This is a genomic window from Caulobacter rhizosphaerae (genome assembly GCF_010977555.1).
In the GTDB taxonomy this organism is placed as follows: Bacteria; Pseudomonadota; Alphaproteobacteria; order Caulobacterales; family Caulobacteraceae; genus Caulobacter; species Caulobacter rhizosphaerae.
The window spans coordinates 1-18,263 of the sequence record NZ_CP048815.1 but is presented as its reverse complement, the minus strand read 5'-3'; the positions used below and the strand labels follow the sequence as shown (position 1 = coordinate 18,263).

The window sequence follows — 18,263 nt, the reverse complement described above, 5'->3', positions numbered from 1 at the left end:
CGCTTGCATTTGGGGACACGCCGCGAGGGCGTGCCCCCGACCATCACTTGCCGCGCCTCAGCACGCCCTTCAGTTCCGACGGGGTCACGCCGCCGAACAGGAAGACCAGGGGCGGGTACAGCGCCGCGCCGACCAGCACGGTCAGCAGCAGGGCGAATTCCTTGGCGCCCAGGGTGTGGCCGCGCAGGCCAAGCTCGCGCAGCGGCGCCTCGATCAGCGGCCGCCAGTGCGAGGCGGCGGCCAGCGCGCCGCCCATGGCGACGCTGGCGGCCAGGATCCGGCTGACTCGCGACCAGGTCTGCAGCGAGGGGCTGTAGTGGCCCTTGCGCGACAGGCCCAAGGCCATCTGGCCGACATTGATCCACGAGGCCACGGCCGTGGCGGCGGCGATGCCCTTCACCCCGACCAGGTTGAACAGCAGGATGCCCAGGCCGATGTTCATGGCCACCGAGACCAGGGCGAAGCGCATCGGGCTCTTGGTGTCGCCGCGGGCGAAGAAGGCTCGGGAGTACAGCTGCTGCAGCACGAAGGCCGGGGTGCCCAGGCCGTAGAACAGCAGGGCCGAGGCCGTCTGGCTGGCGTCGAAGCTGGTGAACTGGCCGCGGGTGTAGAGGGCGTCCGACAGGAAGCCGGGCATGGCCACCAGGGCCGCAGCGGCCGGGATGGTCAGGGCCATGGCCAGGGTGATGGCCTGGTCCATGGCGGTCTGGGCGTCGTCGCCGTCGCCGGTGTTGACGGCCCGCGACAGCCGCGGCAGCAGGGCCACGCCGATGGCCACGCCCACCAGGCCCAGCGGCAGCTGGTACAGGCGGTCGGCGGTGGCCAACCAAGAACGGCCGCCGGGCACGTGGCTGGCCAGGTTGCCGGAGATGAAGATGTTGACCTGGGTGGCGCTGGCCGCCAGGGCCCCCGGGATGGCCTTGCCGATCAATTCGCGCACCTCCGGCGTCAGGCGCGGCAGCCGCCAGTGGACCTTGGCGCCGGACTTGTTGACGCCCCAGGTCAGCAGGGCCACCTGGGCCACCCCGGCGACGATCACCCCGACCGAGCCCCAGGTGGCGGCGCCGACGGCGGTGGTCTGGGGCAGGATGAAGACCAGGGTGGCGATGTTCAGCAGGATCGGCGCCCCGGCCGACAGCACGAAGCGGTCGCGGGCGTTCAGCACCCCCGACAGGTGGGCGACGATCGCCATGCACGGCAGGTAGGGCATGGTGATCTGGGTCAGCAGAACCGCCAGCTTGTACTTCTCGGTGCCCCAGCCGAAGCCGGGGCTGATCAGCATCATCAGCCAGGGCATGGCCAGTTGGCAGACGATGGTGATGACGATGGTCGAGGCTGCCAGGGTGGCCATGGCGTCGGCGGCCAGGATGTCGGCCGTCTCCTCGCCGTCGCGCTGCAGCGACTTGGCGTAGGCGGGCACGAAGGCGGCGGCGAAGGCCCCCTCGGCGAAGAACCGGCGGAACAGGTTGGGGAAGGCCAGGGCGGCGTTGTAGGCGTCGGCGGCCGGGGTGGCGCTGGCCCCCATCCGGTACGAGACCGCCAGGTCGCGGGCGAAGCCCATAAACCGGCTGACCAGGGTCAGGCCGGAATAGATCGCCGACGATTTCAGCAGGCCGCCGGCCTTCTTGGGCTGGTCGGGTGTCTGGGCGGGCTTTTCGGGGGGCGCGATGTCGGTCACGAGGGGCTTCTGCGTCCTGGGCGGGGGGCCGTCAAGCGAGGCCTTGGCGGCGGGCTGAGCTTGGCCCGGTTCGGCGACGGCCGGGGAAGGATTTCCGGAGGATTTTCGGCGGCGAGCCCTTGCCCCCTACGGACCGCTTCGGTCGCCGTACGTGCGCCCTTCCCGTGCCTTCAGGTGCAAACAGAATACGGGCGGTCTGAAGGGGCGGGGATCAAAAAGGGTCGAAAAAGTTCAGGACGTTGAAATCCGGAAGCTTTGCCCGCTGAGCGCCGAGCATAGACCGCCGGGGACGTGCTCTCACGGCAAGGCGTCGCGGATCGATCCTCGGCCTGCGGGTGAGTGCATGTCCCCGGCCGCGATCGTCAACCGCCCCCTCGCCCGGCCGGACCGCGCCGTCAGGCGCGGCCCCATCCGGGGCTGATGGGGCTTGAGCAAGGCGGACGTTCCGAGAATCCGAAAAGTGAAGAGACCTCGCTGAAGCCGGGCTTCGCGTAGGCCTTGAACGCGACGGCCATATGAGGTCCGCTACGGCCGATCCTCAGTCACACCCGGAAAGGGCCCGGCGCATGATCACCGTTTGGGGCGGACAGACCTCGCGATCGATCCGGGTCGTATGGGTGCTGGAGGAGATGGGCCTTCCCTATCGCGTGCGACAGGTGGACATGCTGGCCGCCGAGCAGGACCCCGCGTTCCTGGCGGTCAACCCCGCCGACTACATCCCGGCGATCCAGGACGGGGACGTCGTCATGGTCGAGTCGATCGCGATCATGGAATACCTGATGGCCCGTTACGGGCCGACGCCGCTGGCGCCCTCGCCACAGGATCCGACCTTCCCCGCCTACCAGCAATTTCTGCACCTGGGCGAAGCCGGCCTCGCGACCCTGATGATGCCCGTCGTCGTCAGCCGCTTCATCGCGCCCGACGCCGAGCGGGAGAACTGGGGCGCGACCTGGTGTCTGCGGTCGTTCCAGAAGCGGCTGAAGCTTGTCAGCCAACGGCTTGCCGACTCGCCCTACCTCGCCGGCGAGGCTTTCACGGCCGCCGACATCTCGGTGACCTACGCCCTGAACCTGGGCCAACGAAACTGCGGGATCGCCCTTGGCGACGCCGAACAGGCCTACCTCGCCCGCACCACCGGCCGCGACGCCTACAAGCGCGCCATGGAGCGTTCGCACGAAGGGGTGAACACTTGATCCCCGGCTCCCCCCGGGGATTTCGAAGCAGGCCTCCGCCGCCCTACCGCGCCACGCTGGCCCGCGCCCGCTTCAGACCCGGACGGGTGTTCGGCGCGCCAGCCTCGTTCTGCTCCAGGGCCGCCAGCAGGTCCGCCTTCAGCGCCGTGATCTTCCGCGCCTCCTCGACCTTTCCGCCTTCGGCCGTCTGGACATAGAAGGCGTCGACCGCCCGCTCGCCGTAGCCGTCGATGTGGGCCGACTGGATGGACAGGCCGTTGTCGGCCAGGGTGCGGGCCAGGGCCTGCAGCAGGCCGGGGCGGTCGCGGCCCGAGGCCTCGACCACCGTGGCCTCGTTGGAGGCTTCGTTGTCGACCACCACCGTGGGGGCGATCGAGAAGGCGGCGGTGCGCGACAGCTCCGCGCCGCGCCGGGGTTCGACGGCCAGGGGCTCGCCGCGGCCGGCCGCCTCCAGGGCGTCGGCTAGGCGGCGCAGGGCGCGAGGGTTCTCGCAGCCCAGGGCCGCGCCGGTCACGTCCTGCACATGGAACACATCCAGGGCCTGGCCCTGGCGCGAGGTGAAGACCCGGGCCCCGACGACGTTGCCGCCCAGGGACGAGATGGCCAGGGCCAGGTCGGCGAACAGGCCGCGGCGGTCCTTGGCGGCGATCACGATCTCGGCGGCGTTGGCGCCGACGGGCACCCGGCCCTCGGCGGCGGCCCCGCCCTGGATCGCCGCGCGGCGGGCCAGTTCGGCATGGGCCTTCAGGTCGTCCAGCGAGAACGCCCCGAAATAGGCCGCCTCCATGGCCTGGGCCCAGCCCTTGGCGGCCGGGTCGGCCTGGACCAGGGCTTCGCGCGCCGCCTCGGCGGCCGCCTCCTGGTGGCGCTGGACGTTGGCGGCGGCGTCGCTGCCGCGGCCGCCCCGGAACACCGCCTCGGTGGCGTTGTAGAGCTCGCGCAGCAGCTGGCCTTTCCAGCCGTTCCAGACGCCCGGGCCCACGGCGCGGATGTCGGCGACGGTGATCACCAGCAGCAGGCGCAGGCGCTCGGGGTTCTCGACGATGCGGGCGAAGGCGGCGACCGTGCCGGGGTCGGCCACGTCGCGCTTCTGGGCGAAGTCGCTCATGACCAGGTGGTTCTCGACCAGCCAGGCCACCAGCTCGACCTTCAGCCGGTCGACGCCCAGGCGCTCGCAGGCGCTGCGGGCGCTGCGGGCCCCGGCCTTCTCCTGACCGCCGACCCCGCCCTTGCCGGTGTCGTGCAGCAGCATGGCCAGGAACAGCGCTTCGCGGTCTTCGATCAGCGGCATGATCGAGACGGCCAGCGGGTGGTCGTCGACCAGGCGGCCGGCGGCCATGTCGCCGATCAGGCCCACGGCCCGCAGGGTGTGCTCATCCACCGTGTAGGAGTGGTACATGTTGAACTGCATCTGGGCGACGACGCGACCGAACTCGGGGATGAAGCGGCCCAGCACGCCGGCGTCGTTCATCAGGGTCAGGGTGCGATAGCTGCGCTTGCCGTAGGCCAGCAGCTGCAGGAAGGCCTTGGTCGCCTGCGGGTCGCGCCGGACCTTCGAGGTGATCAGGTTCAGGTTGCGGGTCACCGCGGTGAAGGCGTCGGGGTGCAGGTCCAGGTCGCGCTCGTCGGCGGTCTTGAACAGGCGGATCAGATTGACGGGGTCGCGCTCGAACACCACCGGGCCGTCGATGTTCAGCCGCCCGCCGTCCTCGTAGAAGCCGGCCACGTCCAGGGCCTTGCGCTTGGGCCGGCCGCCGCCGGGCAGGAAGCGGGAAATGCCCTTGGGCTCGTGCTTGAAGTGCTCGGCCTCCAGCTTGGCCGAGAAGGCGCGGGTCAGGGCGCCGACGTCCTTGGCCACCAGGAAGTAGCGGCGCATGAAGCGCTCGACGGCCGGGGCGTCGCCGCGGTCGCCATAGCCCATGCGGCGAGCGATCTCCGGCTGCAGGTCGAAGGTCAGGCGCTCCTCGGGCCGGCCGGTGGCGAAGTGCAGGTGGGCGCGGACGGCGTGCAGGAAGTCGAAGGCGCGGATGAAGCCCTTGGCCTCGCGGCGGTCGAACACCTCCAGCAGGAACACGTCCTCGGGCCGGTCGACCGGGTGCAGATATTCGGCGATCCACATCAGGGTGTGCAGGTCGCGCAGGCCGCCCTTGCCCTCCTTGACGTTGGGCTCGACCATGTAGCGGCTGGCGCCGGCCCGGGCCTGGCGGTCGTCGCGCTCCTTCAGCTTGGCCGCGACGAAGGCCGCGCCGGTGCCCTTCATGACGTCGTCGCGGAAGCGCTTCTTCAGCTCGTCGGCCAGGCGCTCGTCGCCGGTCAGGCGGCGGGCCTCCAGGATCGAGGTGCGGATCGTGTAGTCTTCCCGGGAGAGCTTGACGCACTCCTCGATGGTCCGCGAGGCGTGGCCGACCTTGAAGCCCAGGTCCCACAGCGCATACAGCATGTACTCTATCACGCTCTCGGCGTGCGGCGTCTGCTTGTAGGGGCGCAGGAACAGCAGGTCGATGTCGCTGAACGGCGCCAGGGTGCGCCGGCCGTAGCCACCGACGGCGAGCAGGCACAGGCGCTCGCCCTCGGTCGGGTTGCGGGCCCGGAACACGTGGACGGTGGTGAAATCGTAGAGGGCGGTGATCACCTCGTCGGTCACGCCGCTGAGCAGGCGGGCCGTCTCCAGGCCGCCGGCCCCGTTCTCCAGCCGCTCCTTGGCGATCATCCGGCCGCGAAACAGCGCCTGTTTCAGGATCTCGATGGCCCGGGCCCGCTGGCCGGCCTCGTCGCCGATCAGGTCGAGGGCGGCGGCCGACAGCCGGGCGCGCAGGGCGTGGCCGTCGACGACATGTTCCAGCGGGGTAGGACGAAGGCGACGGGGCATGGCGGCTATATGGGGTTCCCGGGCGTGCGCGTCGAACCCTCCCGGCGCGCCGCCGCCTTCACTATACGATGTCAGGTCTTGAGCAGAGCCTTAAGACGGTAGAGGGCGTCCAGCGCCTCGCGGGGGCTCATGCCGTCGACATCCAGGTCGGCCAGAGCCGCGTCGGTGCGGCTGGGCGCCGCCTGGACGGGCGCCGCGACGGGGGCCGAGGCGGCGAACAGCGGCAGTTCGTCCAGCCTAGCCGGCGATTCGGTCTTGCTCTCCAAGCGGTCGAGCACCTCCTTGGCGCGGGCCACGACCTGCGGCGGCACGCCGGCCAGCTTGGCCACCTGGACGCCGTACGAGCGGTCGGCGGGGCCGGCGGCGGCCTCGTGCAGGAAGACCAGGTCGCCGTTCCACTCCTTGGCCCGCAGGGACAGGTTCGAGACATGGGCCATCCGCGTCTCCAGCGTGGCCAGCTCGTGATAGTGGGTGGCGAAAAGCGCCCGGCAGCGGTTGACGTCGTGCAGGGCCTCGGCGCAGGCCCAGGCGATGGCCAGGCCGTCATAGGTGGCCGTGCCCCGACCGATCTCGTCCAGGATCACCAGGCTGCGCGGGCTGGCCTGGGTGAGGATGGCGGCGGTCTCGACCATCTCCATCATGAAGGTCGAGCGGCCGCGGGCCAGGTCGTCGCCGGCCCCGACGCGACTGAACAGGCGGTCGACGACGCCCAGGCGCAGGGACTTGGCCGGCACGTAGCAGCCGGACTGGGCCAGGATGGCCAGCAGGGCGTTCTGGCGCAGGAAGGTCGACTTACCGGCCATGTTCGGCCCGGTGACGATCGACAGCCGCGCCCCCGCCTCGCCGGCCGCGTCCAGGCGGCAGTCGTTGGGGGTGTAGGGATCGCCGGCCCGCTTGACCGCGGCCTCGACCACCGGGTGGCGGGCGGCGCGGGCCTCGAAGGCCAGGGACCTGTCGACGGTCGGGCGCACGGCGCCGGCGTCCTCGGCCCATTCGGCCAGGGCGGCGGCGACGTCCAGCCGGGCCAGGGCCTCGGCGGCCAGCTGGATCGGCTCGGCCTGGGCCACGGCCTCGGCGCGCCAGTCCTCGAAGGCCGCGACCTCCATGGCCAAGGCCCGCTCGGCCGCCTGGGCGATGCGGGCGTCCAGGTCCGCCAGCTCGACGGTGGTGAACCGCACCTGGTTGGCCAGGGTCTGGCGGTGGATGAACGTGGCGTTCAGCGGCGGCTGGAACAGCGGGTCGGCCTTGCCGGCCGTGGCCTCGACGAAATAGCCGAGCACGCCGTTGTGGCGGATCTTCAGCGGCACGCCGCTTTCCTGGCACAGGCGGGTCTCGAGCGCGGCCACCACCCGGCGGCTGTCGTCGCGCAGGGCCCGGGCCTGGTCCAGCTCGGGCCGCACGCCAGGGGCGACGAATCCGCCGTCACGGGCCAGGGCCGGCAGGTCGGGGCCCAGGCCCACTTCCAGGGCGTCCAGCAGCCGCGACAGCCCCACCTGCAGCGACGGGGTCAGGGCCTTCAGCGCCGCTTCCAGTTCGGCGGGCGGCGGCGACAGCGGGTCGCTGGTCCCGCCGACCATGCCGGCCAGCTTCTCGCCGGTCTTCAGGCCGTCCTTCAGGCAGCCCAGGTCGCGCGGGCCGCCGCGTCCCAGGGCCAGGCGGGACAGGGCGCGGGCCATGTCGCCGGCCCCCTTCAGCACCTCGCGCAGGCGTTCGCGCAGGGTGCGGTGGTCGACGAACCATTCCACCGCGTCCAGCCGGGCGTCGATGGCGGCCGAGTCGAGCAGCGGCCGGGCCAGGCGCGAGGCCAGCAGGCGGGCCCCGCCGGCGGTCACGGTGCGGTCGATGCAGGCCAGCAGCGAGCCGTTTCGGTCGCCGCCCTGGGTGCGGTCGATCTCCAGGCTGGAGCGGGTGGCCGGATCGATGGCCATCACGTCGGCCTCGGCGGCGCGGCGCGGGGCGCGCAGGGCCGGCAGCTTGCCGGCCTGGGTCATTTCCAGGTGGGCGGCGATCAGGCCCAGGGCCCCGATCTCGGCCGACGACAGGCCGCCGAAGCCGTCCAGGGTGTCGACGCCGTACAGCCGCTTGACGCGGGTCTCCGAGGCCTGCGGCTCGGACAGGGCCGAGGGCATGGGCTGGATCAGGCCGCCGCAGATCTTCAGGGTCTGGGACAGGTGCTCGTCCGACAGCAGCCGGTCGGCGACCAGGGTCTCGGAGGGGGCGAGAGCGGCCAGGATCGCGGCCACGGCGTCCTTGGCGACCAGGAAGCACTCGACCTCGCCGGTCGACAGCTCGACCGCCGCCACGGCCGCCTGGCCGGCCCGCACGGCCACGGCGGCCAGGCGATTGGCGCCGCGCGCGTCCAGCAGGCCGTCCTCGGTCAGGGTGCCGGGGGTGACCACCCGGACGATGTCGCGGCGGACCACCGACTTGGAGCCGCGCTTCTTGGCCTCGGCCGGGTCTTCCATCTGCTCGCAGACGGCGACCTTGAAGCCCATGCGGATCAGCTTGGACAGATAGGCCTCGGCCGCGTGCTGCGGCACGCCGGCCATCGGGATGGGCTGGCCGTTGTGGGTGCCGCGGAAGGTCTGGCTGATGCCCAGGGCGGCGGCGGCCTTGTAGGCGTCGTCGAAGAACAGCTCGTAGAAATCGCCCATGCGGAAGAAGATCAGGGCGTCGGGCTGCCGCGCCTTCATCTCGAAGAACTGCTGCATCACCGGCGTCGCGCCGGTGGCGTCATAGGTCTGGACAGCGGGGGAGGCGGGGGCGTTCATCCCGCGGGAAGGTACAGAGCGTCGTGGCGGACGTTAAGGGGCTGGCCCGAGTTATCCGCTGGGAAATGAGAACGCCGCGCCGCGACAACCGCTCTGGTAGAATAGGCCAGTATTTTCAACGCACTGAGAATCGGGGAAAGAAACAGCTCTAAGCTACTGACTCTATTGACTGAATCTAAAACTGTTGGTATAAGAAGCCACTCTCGGCAGCTTGAAGCCACTACCAAGCCGTAATGGACCCGCCATAAGGCGGCGGCGAAAGCCTAGGGCTCCGAGACCCCTATCTCAGCTTTCGATGCCAAATTGTGAAGCGGCCCTGCATGGCCGTGTCCCGCATAACGTCCACTATCCCTGCTCGCTTTAGGATATGTGCGGAAAGCTCGCTTTTCGCTGGCGAGGCTTCCGGCTTCAACGCGTGACCGTTGAGATGGAACGCCATCGCCCCCAGAAGAATATCCACCAACTGCAGCATCTGAGAATCGCAGGATTGGTGAAAGTGAATCCGTCTAAATGGCCAATCTCGTGGATCACCCTTCTTCGCTCTACCCCTGTTAAGAATCAGACGAAGCTCCTCCGTACTACTATTCGTCGTTCTCGAGTCGGGATACACGTGGAGGATAGGAAGATTGTACAGTCGCGCGAACTTGTCGCAAAGCTGGTAAACCTCCTTGTTGAAGCCTACCTCTCTAGAACCATTATTGTGGGCGGCATGGTTTAGTTTGTGAGTGTCGACAACAAGCGAATGGTAATCGAAAGGCGCGAACTCAGCGCTCCGATCGAAAAACACATCTACAAACCGGAGATAGGCATCGAGCTTAGCTCTAGACACCTTAACCCACCCCATCTCCATAGCGGGAAGGTCCGGTAGTCGCGCCTCGTAGAGAGCGCGTTCGAGCGCAGAACGTTGGGACGACTTTACGATCAATCCCCCAAGCGCCAGATACCGGTGCTTGGTCTGGCTTGTTTCGTCGAGATAGATCTCGCCAATGTCTTCGGGATCGGGTGAGGGCTTGGGCATTCCGCCAAGCATTCACGCATCAACCGCTGATTCGCGCAACGACGCACCACAGCCTATGCGAGATCAGTTGCGCCTCAAATCAATCAAACTGATTGAGAGCCGCCGCCTAACTGCCCGTCACTTCTTCCCAGAACCGCTTGGCCTTGCCGACGAAGTTGGCGGACTTGGGATTCTGCTTTTCGCTGCACAGGCCGGCCAGCTCCTGCAGGAGCTCCTTTTGCCGGGCCGACAGGTGGGTCGGGGTTTCCACGAACAGCTCGACCACCAGGTCGCCGCGCTGGCGGCTGCGCAGGGACGGCATGCCCTTGCCCTTCAGGCGGACGGTCTTGCCGGTCTGGGCGCCTTCCGGGACCTTGACGGTCATGCGGTTGGAGCCGTCGCAGTTCTCGCCGCCCAGCAGGCAGGGGGCGTCGATGTCGCCGCCCAGGGCCGCGACCGTCATCGGCACCGGCACGGTGCACAGCAGGTCCAGGCCGTCGCGCTCGAACAGCTCGTGCGGGATCACCGACAGGAACAGGTAGAGGTCGCCGCGCGGGCCGCCGCGCACGCCCGCATCGCCTTCGCCCGCCAGGCGGATCCGGGCGCCGTCGTCGACGCCGGCCGGGATGCGCACCGACAGCACGCGCTCGCGGCGCACCTGGCCGTGGCCGTGGCAGGTCTGGCAGGGGTCCAGCACCAGCCGGCCCGAGCCGCCGCAGCGGGGGCAGGCGCGCTCGACCGCGAAGAAGCCTTGGGTGGCCCGCACGCGACCGGCGCCGCCGCACGAGCCGCAGACGGTCGGGCTGGTGCCCGGCTTGGCGCCCGAGCCGTCGCAGACCTCGCAGGTGATGGCGGCGGGGACCTTGATCTCGACCTCGGCGCCCGCATAGGCCTGCTCGAGGGTGATCTCCAGGTCGTAGCGCAGGTCCTGGCCACGCTGGGGGCCGTTCGACTGGCGACGACCGCCGCCGAACATCTCGCCGAACACGTCGCCGAACACGTCGTTGAAGATGTCGCCGGCGTCGGCGCCGCCGAAGCCGCCGGGCCCGCCCTGAGCGCCGTTCACACCGGCATGGCCGAAGCGATCATAGGCGGCGCGCTTCTGGGCGTCCGACAGCACCGAATAGGCTTCGTTGATTTCCTTGAATCGCGAGGAGGCGTTCTCGCAACCGCCGTTGCGGTCGGGATGGTGCTCCATCGCCATCTTGCGGAAGGCGGCCTTGAGGGCGGCGTCATCGCAGCCACGGGCCACGCCCAGGACTTCGTAATAGTCGCGCATCGTCAGGGTCGATCACTAGCCATGTTGGAATAGGAGGTGGGAGCGCCCCCGCCCGGCCGCAAGCGGCGGACGGGAGCCTTGTCCCCGAAGGTGGGGGCGGAGGGAACCGAAGTCACGCGCACCGCCCCGCGACCCATGGTCACGCCGACGGCTTGGAGTCGTCGACTTCTTCGAATTCAGCGTCGACGACGCCGTCATCCGCGGCGGCTTCGTCGCCGCCTTCAGCGCCCTGCTGGGCGCTGTACATCGCTTCGCCCAGCTTCATCGAAGCCTGGATCAGGGCCTGGGTCTTGGCCTGGATGGCCTCGACGTCCTCGCCTTCCAGGGCCGACTTCAGCTCGGTCAGGCCGGTCTCGATCGCGGTCTTCTCGGGCGCGCCGACCTTGTCGCCGTGCTCGGCCAGGGCCTTCTCGGTCGAGTGCACGATGGCCTCGCCCTGGTTCTTGGCCTCGACCAGCGCCTTCTTCTTCTCGTCCGAAGCCTTGTTGGCCTCGGCTTCCTTGACCATGCGCTCGATGTCCGCGTCGGAGAGGCCGCCATTGGCCTGGATGCGGATCGAGTGCTCCTTGTTGGTCGCCTTGTCCTTGGCGTGGACGTTGACGATGCCGTTGGCGTCGATGTCGAAGGTGACCTCGATCTGCGGCACGCCGCGCGGCGCCGGCGGGATGCCCTGCAGGTCGAACTGACCCAGGAACTTGTTGTCGACGGCCATCGGACGCTCGCCCTGGAAGGCGCGGATCGTCACGGCCGACTGGTTGTCGTCGGCGGTCGAGAAGGTCTGCGAGCGCTTGGTCGGGATGGTGGTGTTGCGCTCGATCAGCGGGGTGAACACGCCGCCGAGGGTCTCGATCCCCAGGGTCAGCGGGGTGACGTCCAGCAGCAGCACGTCCTTGACGTCGCCTTGCAGAACGCCGGCTTGCACCGCCGCGCCCAGGGCCACGACTTCGTCGGGGTTCACGCCCTTGTGGGGCTCGCGGCCGAAGAAGTCCTGCACCGCCTGCTGCACCTTGGGCATGCGGCTCATGCCGCCGACCAGGATCACTTCGTCGATGTCGCTCTTCTTCAGGCCGGCGTCCTTGAGGGCCTGTTCGCACGGACCGATGGTGCGGGCGATCAGGTCTTCCACCAAGGCTTCGAGCTTGGAGCGCGACAGCTTGATGTTCAGGTGCAGCGGGCCCGACGCGTTCATCGAGATGAAGGGCAGGTTCACTTCGTACTGAGCCGTCGAGGACAGCTCCTTCTTGGCCTTTTCAGCCTCTTCGCGCAGGCGCTGGAGGGCCAGCTTGTCCTTGCGCAGGTCGACGCCCTGCTCCTTCTTGAACTCGTCGGCCAGGTAGTCGACGATCCGCAGGTCGAAGTCCTCGCCGCCCAGGAAGGTGTCGCCGTTGGTCGACTTCACCTCGAAGACGCCGTCGCCGATCTCCAGGATCGAGACGTCGAAGGTGCCGCCGCCCAGGTCGTAGACGGCGATCTTCTTGCCGTCGTTCTTTTCCAGGCCGTAGGCCAGGGCCGCCGCGGTCGGCTCGTTGATGATGCGCAGGACTTCCAGGCCGGCGATCTTGCCGGCGTCCTTGGTGGCCTGGCGCTGGGCGTCGTTGAAATAGGCCGGGACGGTGATGACCGCCTTGGTCACCGGCTCGCCCAGGTGGGTCTCGGCGGCTTCCTTCATCTTCTGCAGGATGAAGGCCGAGACTTCCTGCGGGCTGTAGTCCTTGCCATGGGCCTTGACCCAGGCGTCGCCGGTCGGGCCCTTGACGATCTCGTAGGGCACCATGGCCTTGTCCTTCTCGACCACCGGGTCGGAGGCGTTGCGGCCGATCAGGCGCTTGATCGCGAAAAGGGTGTTGGTCGGGTTGGTGACGGCCTGGCGCTTGGCGGGCTGGCCGACCAGGCGCTCGCCGTCCTCGAGGAAGGCGACGACCGACGGGGTGGTGCGAGCGCCCTCGGCGTTCTCGATCACCTTCGGGGTCTTACCGTCCATGATGGCCACGCACGAGTTCGTGGTGCCAAGGTCGATACCGATAATCTTGCTCATGTTGAGACCTGCAGCTCCTGATTGGCGGACGGCGGTGACAAGGGCCTTAAGGCAAGCGCCCCGGTTTTTCTCGAGCCGTCCCCGTCTGGTCGCGTTCTAACGGTTGATCCAAATCCTCGCCCTCCAGACAACGCCCGAAAGCGTCGACCGAAAGGAAAGCGTTCGTTCAATCGAAGTTGACGAGCCCGTCAACCCCGCTTCGATGCCCGATATGGGGGATAGGCGCCAGCCTGCAAGCCCAATCCCGCAGGGAATGAAGGGGAATCGTGACCTGCGACGAAATAGGCCGTGCCCGAAAAAGCACGGCCCCTTCGTCAAATCGGCGTCGAACGCGGCCCGAAAGCCTCAACTCACGTTCGATGAACCCGCTCATCGAGCAGATCCTGTATCGTCGTCTCAGCCCTTCCGGCCGACCCAGGCGGTGATCTGGGGCAGAGCCGCCTTGCGGGTCTTTATCCGGTCGGCGACCGAGGCGGCCGACTTTTCGGCCTCGCCGCGCGAGCCGGCCGGCAGGTTGGCGGCGGCGTAGGCCCGCACCTTGTCGATCATCGCCGGATCAGCCGAGGCCTTGCCCAGGGCGGGAATGAACTTGGTGCGCGAGGCCGCGTCGACCTTGCCGTTCACCGCGTCCTTGTGGGCGACGGCGAAGTCGAAGGCCAGGTCCGGGTGCAGCTTGGCGACCGTCGAGATCATGTTGGCCGACAGGGTCTCGCTGGGCTCGCTGGTCAGGGCCAGGTCCAGGGCCTTGGCGGCCAGGGCCGGATCCTGGGCCGCGGCCAGCTGGGTGTAGAGCTGGTCGCGGATCAGCGGGGTCTTTTCGGCCTTGGCCTGTTCGTGCAGCGCGTCCCAGGCGGCCGCGTCGGCGTTGCGGCCGACCGAGGCCAGGATCGCCTTGCGCAGCGGTCCGGGCACGGCGGTCGGGTCGGTCTTGTCGGCGGCGTAGCGGCGCTTGGCCTCGGCCACCACGGCCGGGTCGCCCAGGGTGCTGAGCGCGCCGATCAGGGTGGTGCGCAGGTTGGCGACCGGAGCCGGTTCTCCGGCCTTGGCGGCCCAACCCACCTGCTGGAACACCGGCGACAGGCGGGCGATGGCCAGCTTGCGGAAGGCGGCCTGCTGGGCCGGCGCGCCGTCGTACATGCCGTCGACAGTGGTCAGGACGCCCGCGACCTTGCCCCAGACCTGGGGATCGGCGTCGGCCGGCGTGGCCATGGCCAGGTCCAAGGCGTCGGTGACGGCCTGCTGGCCGTTCAGACCCAGGGCCCAGGCGTCGGAGATCACGCCCAGCTGGTCGATGGCCGGCAGCTTGGCGAAGCTGGCCGAGAGGCCGGCGAAGGCCGTGGGCGTGTAGAGGGTGCGGAAATAGCCGGCCTGGCCGGCGTTGACGACCACCGGGCCGCAGCCGTCGACGCTCAGGCTCCCCTTGCCGCCCTCGACCAGGGTCTTGGACACGGTGCTGGAGCCGGCCACCTGGGCCGAGACCGGCACGCGCCAGGCCAGGGGGGTCTTGGTCGGCTTGTCGCGGCTGAACTCGCCCTGGGTCAGGGTGACCGGAGTCTTGCCCGCCACGCAGGCGCCGGCGTCGACCGTGATCAGCGGGACGCCCGGCTGCAGGGTGAAGTCGTGGGCGATGGCGGTGATCGGCTTGCCGGCCGCCTTCTCGACTTCGACCCACAGGTCGTCGGTCGTGCTGCTGCCGTGGGCATGGGCCTTGATGTAGGCGCGCACGCCGTCGCGCCAGGCATCGGGGCCGACATAGGCCTCGAGCATGCGAATGACCGCCTCGCCCTTCTGGTAGGTGATGCCGTCGAAGGCCTGGCTGGCCTGGTCGACCGTCTCGACGTGCTGGACGACCGGGTGGGTCGTCGCCAGCGAGTCCAGGCCCATGGCGTATTCACGGCCGCCGACCGCCTCCAGCTGGCTGTTCCACTCGGGGTGAAACCGCTCGGTGGCCCGGCCTTCCATCCAGGACGCGAACCCTTCGTTGAGCCACAGGTCGTCCCACCACGACATGGTCACCAGGTCGCCGAACCACTGGTGGGCCATTTCGTGGGCCACGGTGGTGTAGATGTTCTGGCGGTCGGCCTGGGTGGAGATCTCCGGATCCTCCAGCAGGGCGTATTCGAAGTAGAAGATCGCGCCCCAGTTCTCCATGGCGCTGAAGAACTGGCTCTGGCCGGGGGCGGCGATGTGATCCAGCTTCGGCAGCGGGTAGGGGACGCCGAAATAGTCGTTGTACCACTGCAGGATCGGGCCCGACGACTTCAGGGCGAAGTCGGCCTTGGCCAGGTCGCCCTTCTTGGTGATCACGCCCATCTCGACGTCGCCGACCTTGGCGGTGGCGCGGTCGAAGTCGCCCAGGCCGAAGAACAGCAGGTAGGTCGACATCTTCGGCGAGGTGGCGAAGGTGATCTCGGTCTTGCCGCCGCCAAGGTCGCGGCTCTTGGCGATCGGCATGTTGCCCACGGCCATCTGGCCGGTCGGGACGGTGACCCGCATGTCGTAGGTCGCCTTGAAGAACGGCTCGTCCCACGAGGGGATGAAGCGGCGGGCGTCGCTGTTCTCGAACTGGGTGTAGAGGGCGCGTTTCTTGCCCTGGTCGGTGTCATAGTCCAGGGCGAACAGGCCGGCGGCCTGCTTGTAGATCTTGCCGCTGTAGTCGATAGCCAGGACGTGGGCGCCCTTGGCGACCGGCTTGTCGAAGGTGAAGGTGGCGGTCTGGGCCTGGGCGTCGACGCTGACCTTGGCCGCGCCCCCCTTGGCGCCGCCTGGGCCGGCGATCTCGACCTTGGCGAAGGTCAGGTCGGCCGCCTGCAGGGTGATGGTGCGCGTGGGGGCGGCGACGTCGATGTTGATCTTCACCGAACCGGTGAAGCTCAGCTTGTCGGCGTCGGGGGTGAAGACCAGATCATAGTGGGTCGGGACCACGCCGCGCGGCAGCTGGGTCGTGACCGTGGCGGCCGTGATCGCCGACCGGGCCGGCGCGGCGGTTGCGGCCAGGGTCGATCCGGCGGCAAAAACGAGTACGGCGGCAGCCGCGGAGGAGAGAAGTCGACGCATGAACGGCCTTGGATTGCAAAATTTGTTCGGCCGGCCTGCCCGGCGGCGCAAACCAACACGGACGCGGCGCGTCTGGCCCATTAAATCTGTGTAATGTTCAGATCGATCAACGTTCTGCCCGGTTTCGACCTGTGGCCCGGCGCGCTGGATCCCGAGGCGCAGGCCGATCTGCTGCGTCTGGTGCAGGCGGCGTTCGAGGCCGCGCCGCCGGCCTGCTACGAGACCGCCTACGGCAAGGCCATGAGCGTGGCCATGTCCAATTTCGGCCCGCTGGGCTGGACCAGCGACAAGGCCGGTTATCGCTACGCCGACCGCCATCCGGGGACAGGCCAGCCCTGGCCGGCCATGCCCCAGGCCCTGCTCGACCTCTGGGCGGCGCTGGCCGATCCGGAGACCCCGCCGGACTCCGCCCTGATCAATCTCTATCGCGGCGACGCCCGCATGGGCCTGCACCAGGACCGCGACGAGGCCGATCCACGCTTTCCGGTGCTGTCGATCTCGCTGGGCGACACCGCGGTGTTCCGCATCGGTGGCACCTCGCGCAAGGACCCCACCCGGTCGCTGAAACTGTCGTCCGGCGACGTCTGCCGGCTGTCCGGCCCGGCCCGCCTGGCCTTCCACGGCGTGGACCGCATTCTGCCGGGGTCGTCGGGGCTGATCCCGGGGGGAGGGCGGATCAACATCACGCTGAGACGGGCGGCGTCGGCTTAAAATCCTCCCCCTGTGGGGGAGGCGATCGCAAAGCGATCGGTGGGGGGAGTTTTAGGGTTGTCGATCCGGGTTGCGGCGACCTGCCGATTAATCCCCCCTCCGTCGGCTGCGCCGACACCTCCCCCACAGGGGGAGGATCACGAAAAAAGGGCCGCCCAACCGGACGGCCCCTTGTTCACCTCGGAAGACTGAAACCCTCAGCCCCGCAGCTTGCGGGTGATGGTCTCCAGGTCCTGGCTCAGGGCGGGATCCTCGGCGCGCAGGGCCTCGATGCGGCGCACGGCGTGCAGGACGGTGGTGTGGTCACGGCCGCCGAAGCGCCGGCCGATGTCGGGCAGCGAACGGGTGGTCAGCTGCTTGGCCAGCCACATGGCCGCCTGGCGCGGGCGGGCGATGGCGCGGTTGCGGCGCTCGCTGAGCAGGTCGGCCTGCTTCATGCCGTAGTGCTCGGACGTGGCCTTCTGGATGTCGTCGATGGTGATGCGCTTCTCGCCGGCCCGCAGGTGCGGCCGCAGGATCGCCTGCACCTCGTCCAGGGTCAGGCGCGAGACGCCTTCGCCGGCTCGGGCCGACAGGGTGTTGAGCGCGCCTTCCAGCTCGCGGACGCTGTCGGTGAAGCGGTCGGCCAGGAAGTTCAGCACCTCGGTCCGCATCGTCGGCTCGAAGCCGTGCTGGCGCGACAGGGCCTGCAGCTTGCGCTCCAGGATGCCCAGGCGCAGGGCGCGGTCGGCCGGTTCCAGGCCGCAGACCAGGCCCGCCGACAGGTGCGAGCGCAGGCGGGCGTCCATCTCGGTCATCGCGGCGGGCGCGCGGTCCGAGGAGAACACCACCCGGCGGCCGTCCTCGACCAGGGCGGTCAGGGTATGGAACAGCTCTTCCTGGCTGGACTGCTTGCCGGCGATGAAGTGCACGTCGTCGATGATCAGAAGGTCGGCGCCGCGCAGCTCTTCCTTGAAGGCGGCGGTCTGGCGATCCATGACCGCGCGGACGAAGGTCGACAGGAACCGCTCGGCGGTCAGATAGACCACCCGCTTGGTCGGGGCCTGGCGCATGGCCTCCCAGGCCAGGGCGTTGAGCAGGTGGGTCTTGCCGAAGCCGTACGGGCCGTGGAACAGCACCGGGTTGAAGTGGCCGTCGGCCCAGCTGGCCACGCGGCGCGCCACGGCGTGGGCGAATTCGTTGGCCGGACCCGGCACGAAGGTGTCGAAGGTGAAGCGTTCCTGCAGGCCCTGGACGGGCGAGGCCTTGGCGCCGTTGACCGGCGCGGGGGCCAGGGCCGGCACGTCGCTGGACACCGGCAGCACGATCTCGATCGGCTCGGCCTTGGCCTCATAGCCGGCGGAGGCGCCGCCGGCGGCCTCGAATTCCAGGCGCGACTTGAGGTCCAGCCGACGCGCGGTGGGGTCGGTGGCGGCCCACAGCTCGCTGACGCGACGCCACGCGCTGCGACGAATCCAGTCGCGCGCGATCCCGGTCGGCGTCACCACCACCACGTCGCCGGCCGCGCTCTCGCGCAGGACGGCGGGCGCGATCCACGAGCCGAAAGCCGCGTCGCCCAGCTCGCGCTTCAGCACCACGCAGACCTTGTTCCAGACGACGCCCGCAGGCTCGCAGGCAACCGTCGAGAACGCAGCCGAGAACTCTTGGGTCACTACCCCGCCTTTGGTCGTCAT

10 protein-coding genes are annotated in these 18,263 nt (G+C 69.1%); 2 read left to right on the top strand and 8 right to left on the bottom strand.

The window, feature by feature from the left end; all coding sequences use genetic code 11:
• Positions 1 to 43: 43 nt before the first annotated feature.
• Complete coding sequence (gene murJ / locus G3M57_RS00050) at positions 44 to 1,678, bottom strand: murein biosynthesis integral membrane protein MurJ (protein ID WP_188916171.1); 1,635 nt, start codon at positions 1,676 to 1,678, stop codon at positions 44 to 46.
• Between the two features lie 566 nt (positions 1,679 to 2,244).
• Here murJ and G3M57_RS00045 point away from each other — a divergent pair.
• On the top strand, positions 2,245 to 2,871 hold the full coding sequence (locus tag G3M57_RS00045; protein WP_056757373.1) for a glutathione S-transferase family protein: 627 nt from the start codon (positions 2,245 to 2,247) through the stop codon (positions 2,869 to 2,871).
• A gap of 43 nt (positions 2,872 to 2,914) precedes the next feature.
• Here the strand turns inward: G3M57_RS00045 and G3M57_RS00040 are convergent, their stop codons facing one another.
• The 6 genes from G3M57_RS00040 to G3M57_RS00015 form a co-directional block, all read right to left on the bottom strand.
• Entirely contained in the window at positions 2,915 to 5,740 is a 2,826-nt protein-coding gene (locus G3M57_RS00040) for a [protein-PII] uridylyltransferase (protein ID WP_163228311.1), read from the bottom strand.
• A 71-nt stretch (positions 5,741 to 5,811) separates the two neighbouring features.
• Positions 5,812 to 8,511 carry a DNA mismatch repair protein MutS gene (gene mutS, locus G3M57_RS00035; RefSeq protein ID WP_163228310.1) on the bottom strand — a complete coding sequence of 900 codons (2,700 nt, stop codon included), beginning with the start codon at positions 8,509 to 8,511 and terminating at the stop codon, positions 5,812 to 5,814.
• Positions 8,512 to 8,791: 280 nt separating this feature from the next.
• Positions 8,792 to 9,529, bottom strand: a complete 738-nt coding sequence (locus G3M57_RS00030; protein WP_163228309.1) for a DUF3800 domain-containing protein — start codon at positions 9,527 to 9,529, stop codon at positions 8,792 to 8,794.
• Positions 9,530 to 9,635: 106 nt separating this feature from the next.
• Positions 9,636 to 10,787, bottom strand: coding sequence for a molecular chaperone DnaJ (gene dnaJ / locus G3M57_RS00025; RefSeq protein ID WP_163228308.1), 1,152 nt, complete (start codon positions 10,785 to 10,787; stop codon positions 9,636 to 9,638).
• A gap of 139 nt (positions 10,788 to 10,926) precedes the next feature.
• Complete coding sequence (dnaK, locus tag G3M57_RS00020; protein WP_056757385.1) at positions 10,927 to 12,822, bottom strand: molecular chaperone DnaK; 1,896 nt, start codon at positions 12,820 to 12,822, stop codon at positions 10,927 to 10,929.
• 396 nt (positions 12,823 to 13,218) lie between these two features.
• The gene (locus G3M57_RS00015) at positions 13,219 to 15,879 is read right to left on the bottom strand and encodes a M1 family metallopeptidase (RefSeq protein ID WP_163228307.1); all 2,661 of its coding nucleotides are present in this window, start codon (positions 15,877 to 15,879) and stop codon (positions 13,219 to 13,221) included.
• A gap of 93 nt (positions 15,880 to 15,972) precedes the next feature.
• Between G3M57_RS00015 and G3M57_RS00010 the strand changes: the two genes are divergently transcribed.
• Positions 15,973 to 16,590, top strand: a complete 618-nt coding sequence (locus G3M57_RS00010) for an alpha-ketoglutarate-dependent dioxygenase AlkB (protein ID WP_163228306.1) — start codon at positions 15,973 to 15,975, stop codon at positions 16,588 to 16,590.
• A gap of 197 nt (positions 16,591 to 16,787) precedes the next feature.
• On the opposite strand, the gene dnaA is transcribed toward G3M57_RS00010, so the two are convergent.
• On the bottom strand, positions 16,788 to 18,263 hold the full coding sequence (gene dnaA / locus G3M57_RS00005; protein WP_056757394.1) for a chromosomal replication initiator protein DnaA: 1,476 nt from the start codon (positions 18,261 to 18,263) through the stop codon (positions 16,788 to 16,790).

Excerpts from the sequence above, each read along its gene's own strand:
- G3M57_RS00045 (WP_056757373.1), top strand. The coding sequence starts at position 2,245 with ATGATCACCGTTTGGGGCGGACAGACCTCGCGATCGATCCGGGTCGTA.
- G3M57_RS00040 (WP_163228311.1), bottom strand. The coding sequence starts at position 5,740 with ATGCCCCGTCGCCTTCGTCCTACCCCGCTGGAACATGTCGTCGACGGC.
- mutS (WP_163228310.1), bottom strand. The coding sequence starts at position 8,511 with ATGAACGCCCCCGCCTCCCCCGCTGTCCAGACCTATGACGCCACCGGC.
- G3M57_RS00030 (WP_163228309.1), bottom strand. The coding sequence starts at position 9,529 with ATGCCCAAGCCCTCACCCGATCCCGAAGACATTGGCGAGATCTATCTC.
- dnaJ (WP_163228308.1), bottom strand. The coding sequence starts at position 10,787 with ATGCGCGACTATTACGAAGTCCTGGGCGTGGCCCGTGGCTGCGATGAC.
- dnaK (WP_056757385.1), bottom strand. The coding sequence starts at position 12,822 with ATGAGCAAGATTATCGGTATCGACCTTGGCACCACGAACTCGTGCGTG.
- G3M57_RS00015 (WP_163228307.1), bottom strand. The coding sequence starts at position 15,879 with ATGCGTCGACTTCTCTCCTCCGCGGCTGCCGCCGTACTCGTTTTTGCC.
- G3M57_RS00010 (WP_163228306.1), top strand. The coding sequence starts at position 15,973 with ATGTTCAGATCGATCAACGTTCTGCCCGGTTTCGACCTGTGGCCCGGC.
- dnaA (WP_056757394.1), bottom strand. The coding sequence starts at position 18,263 with ATGACGACCAAAGGCGGGGTAGTGACCCAAGAGTTCTCGGCTGCGTTC.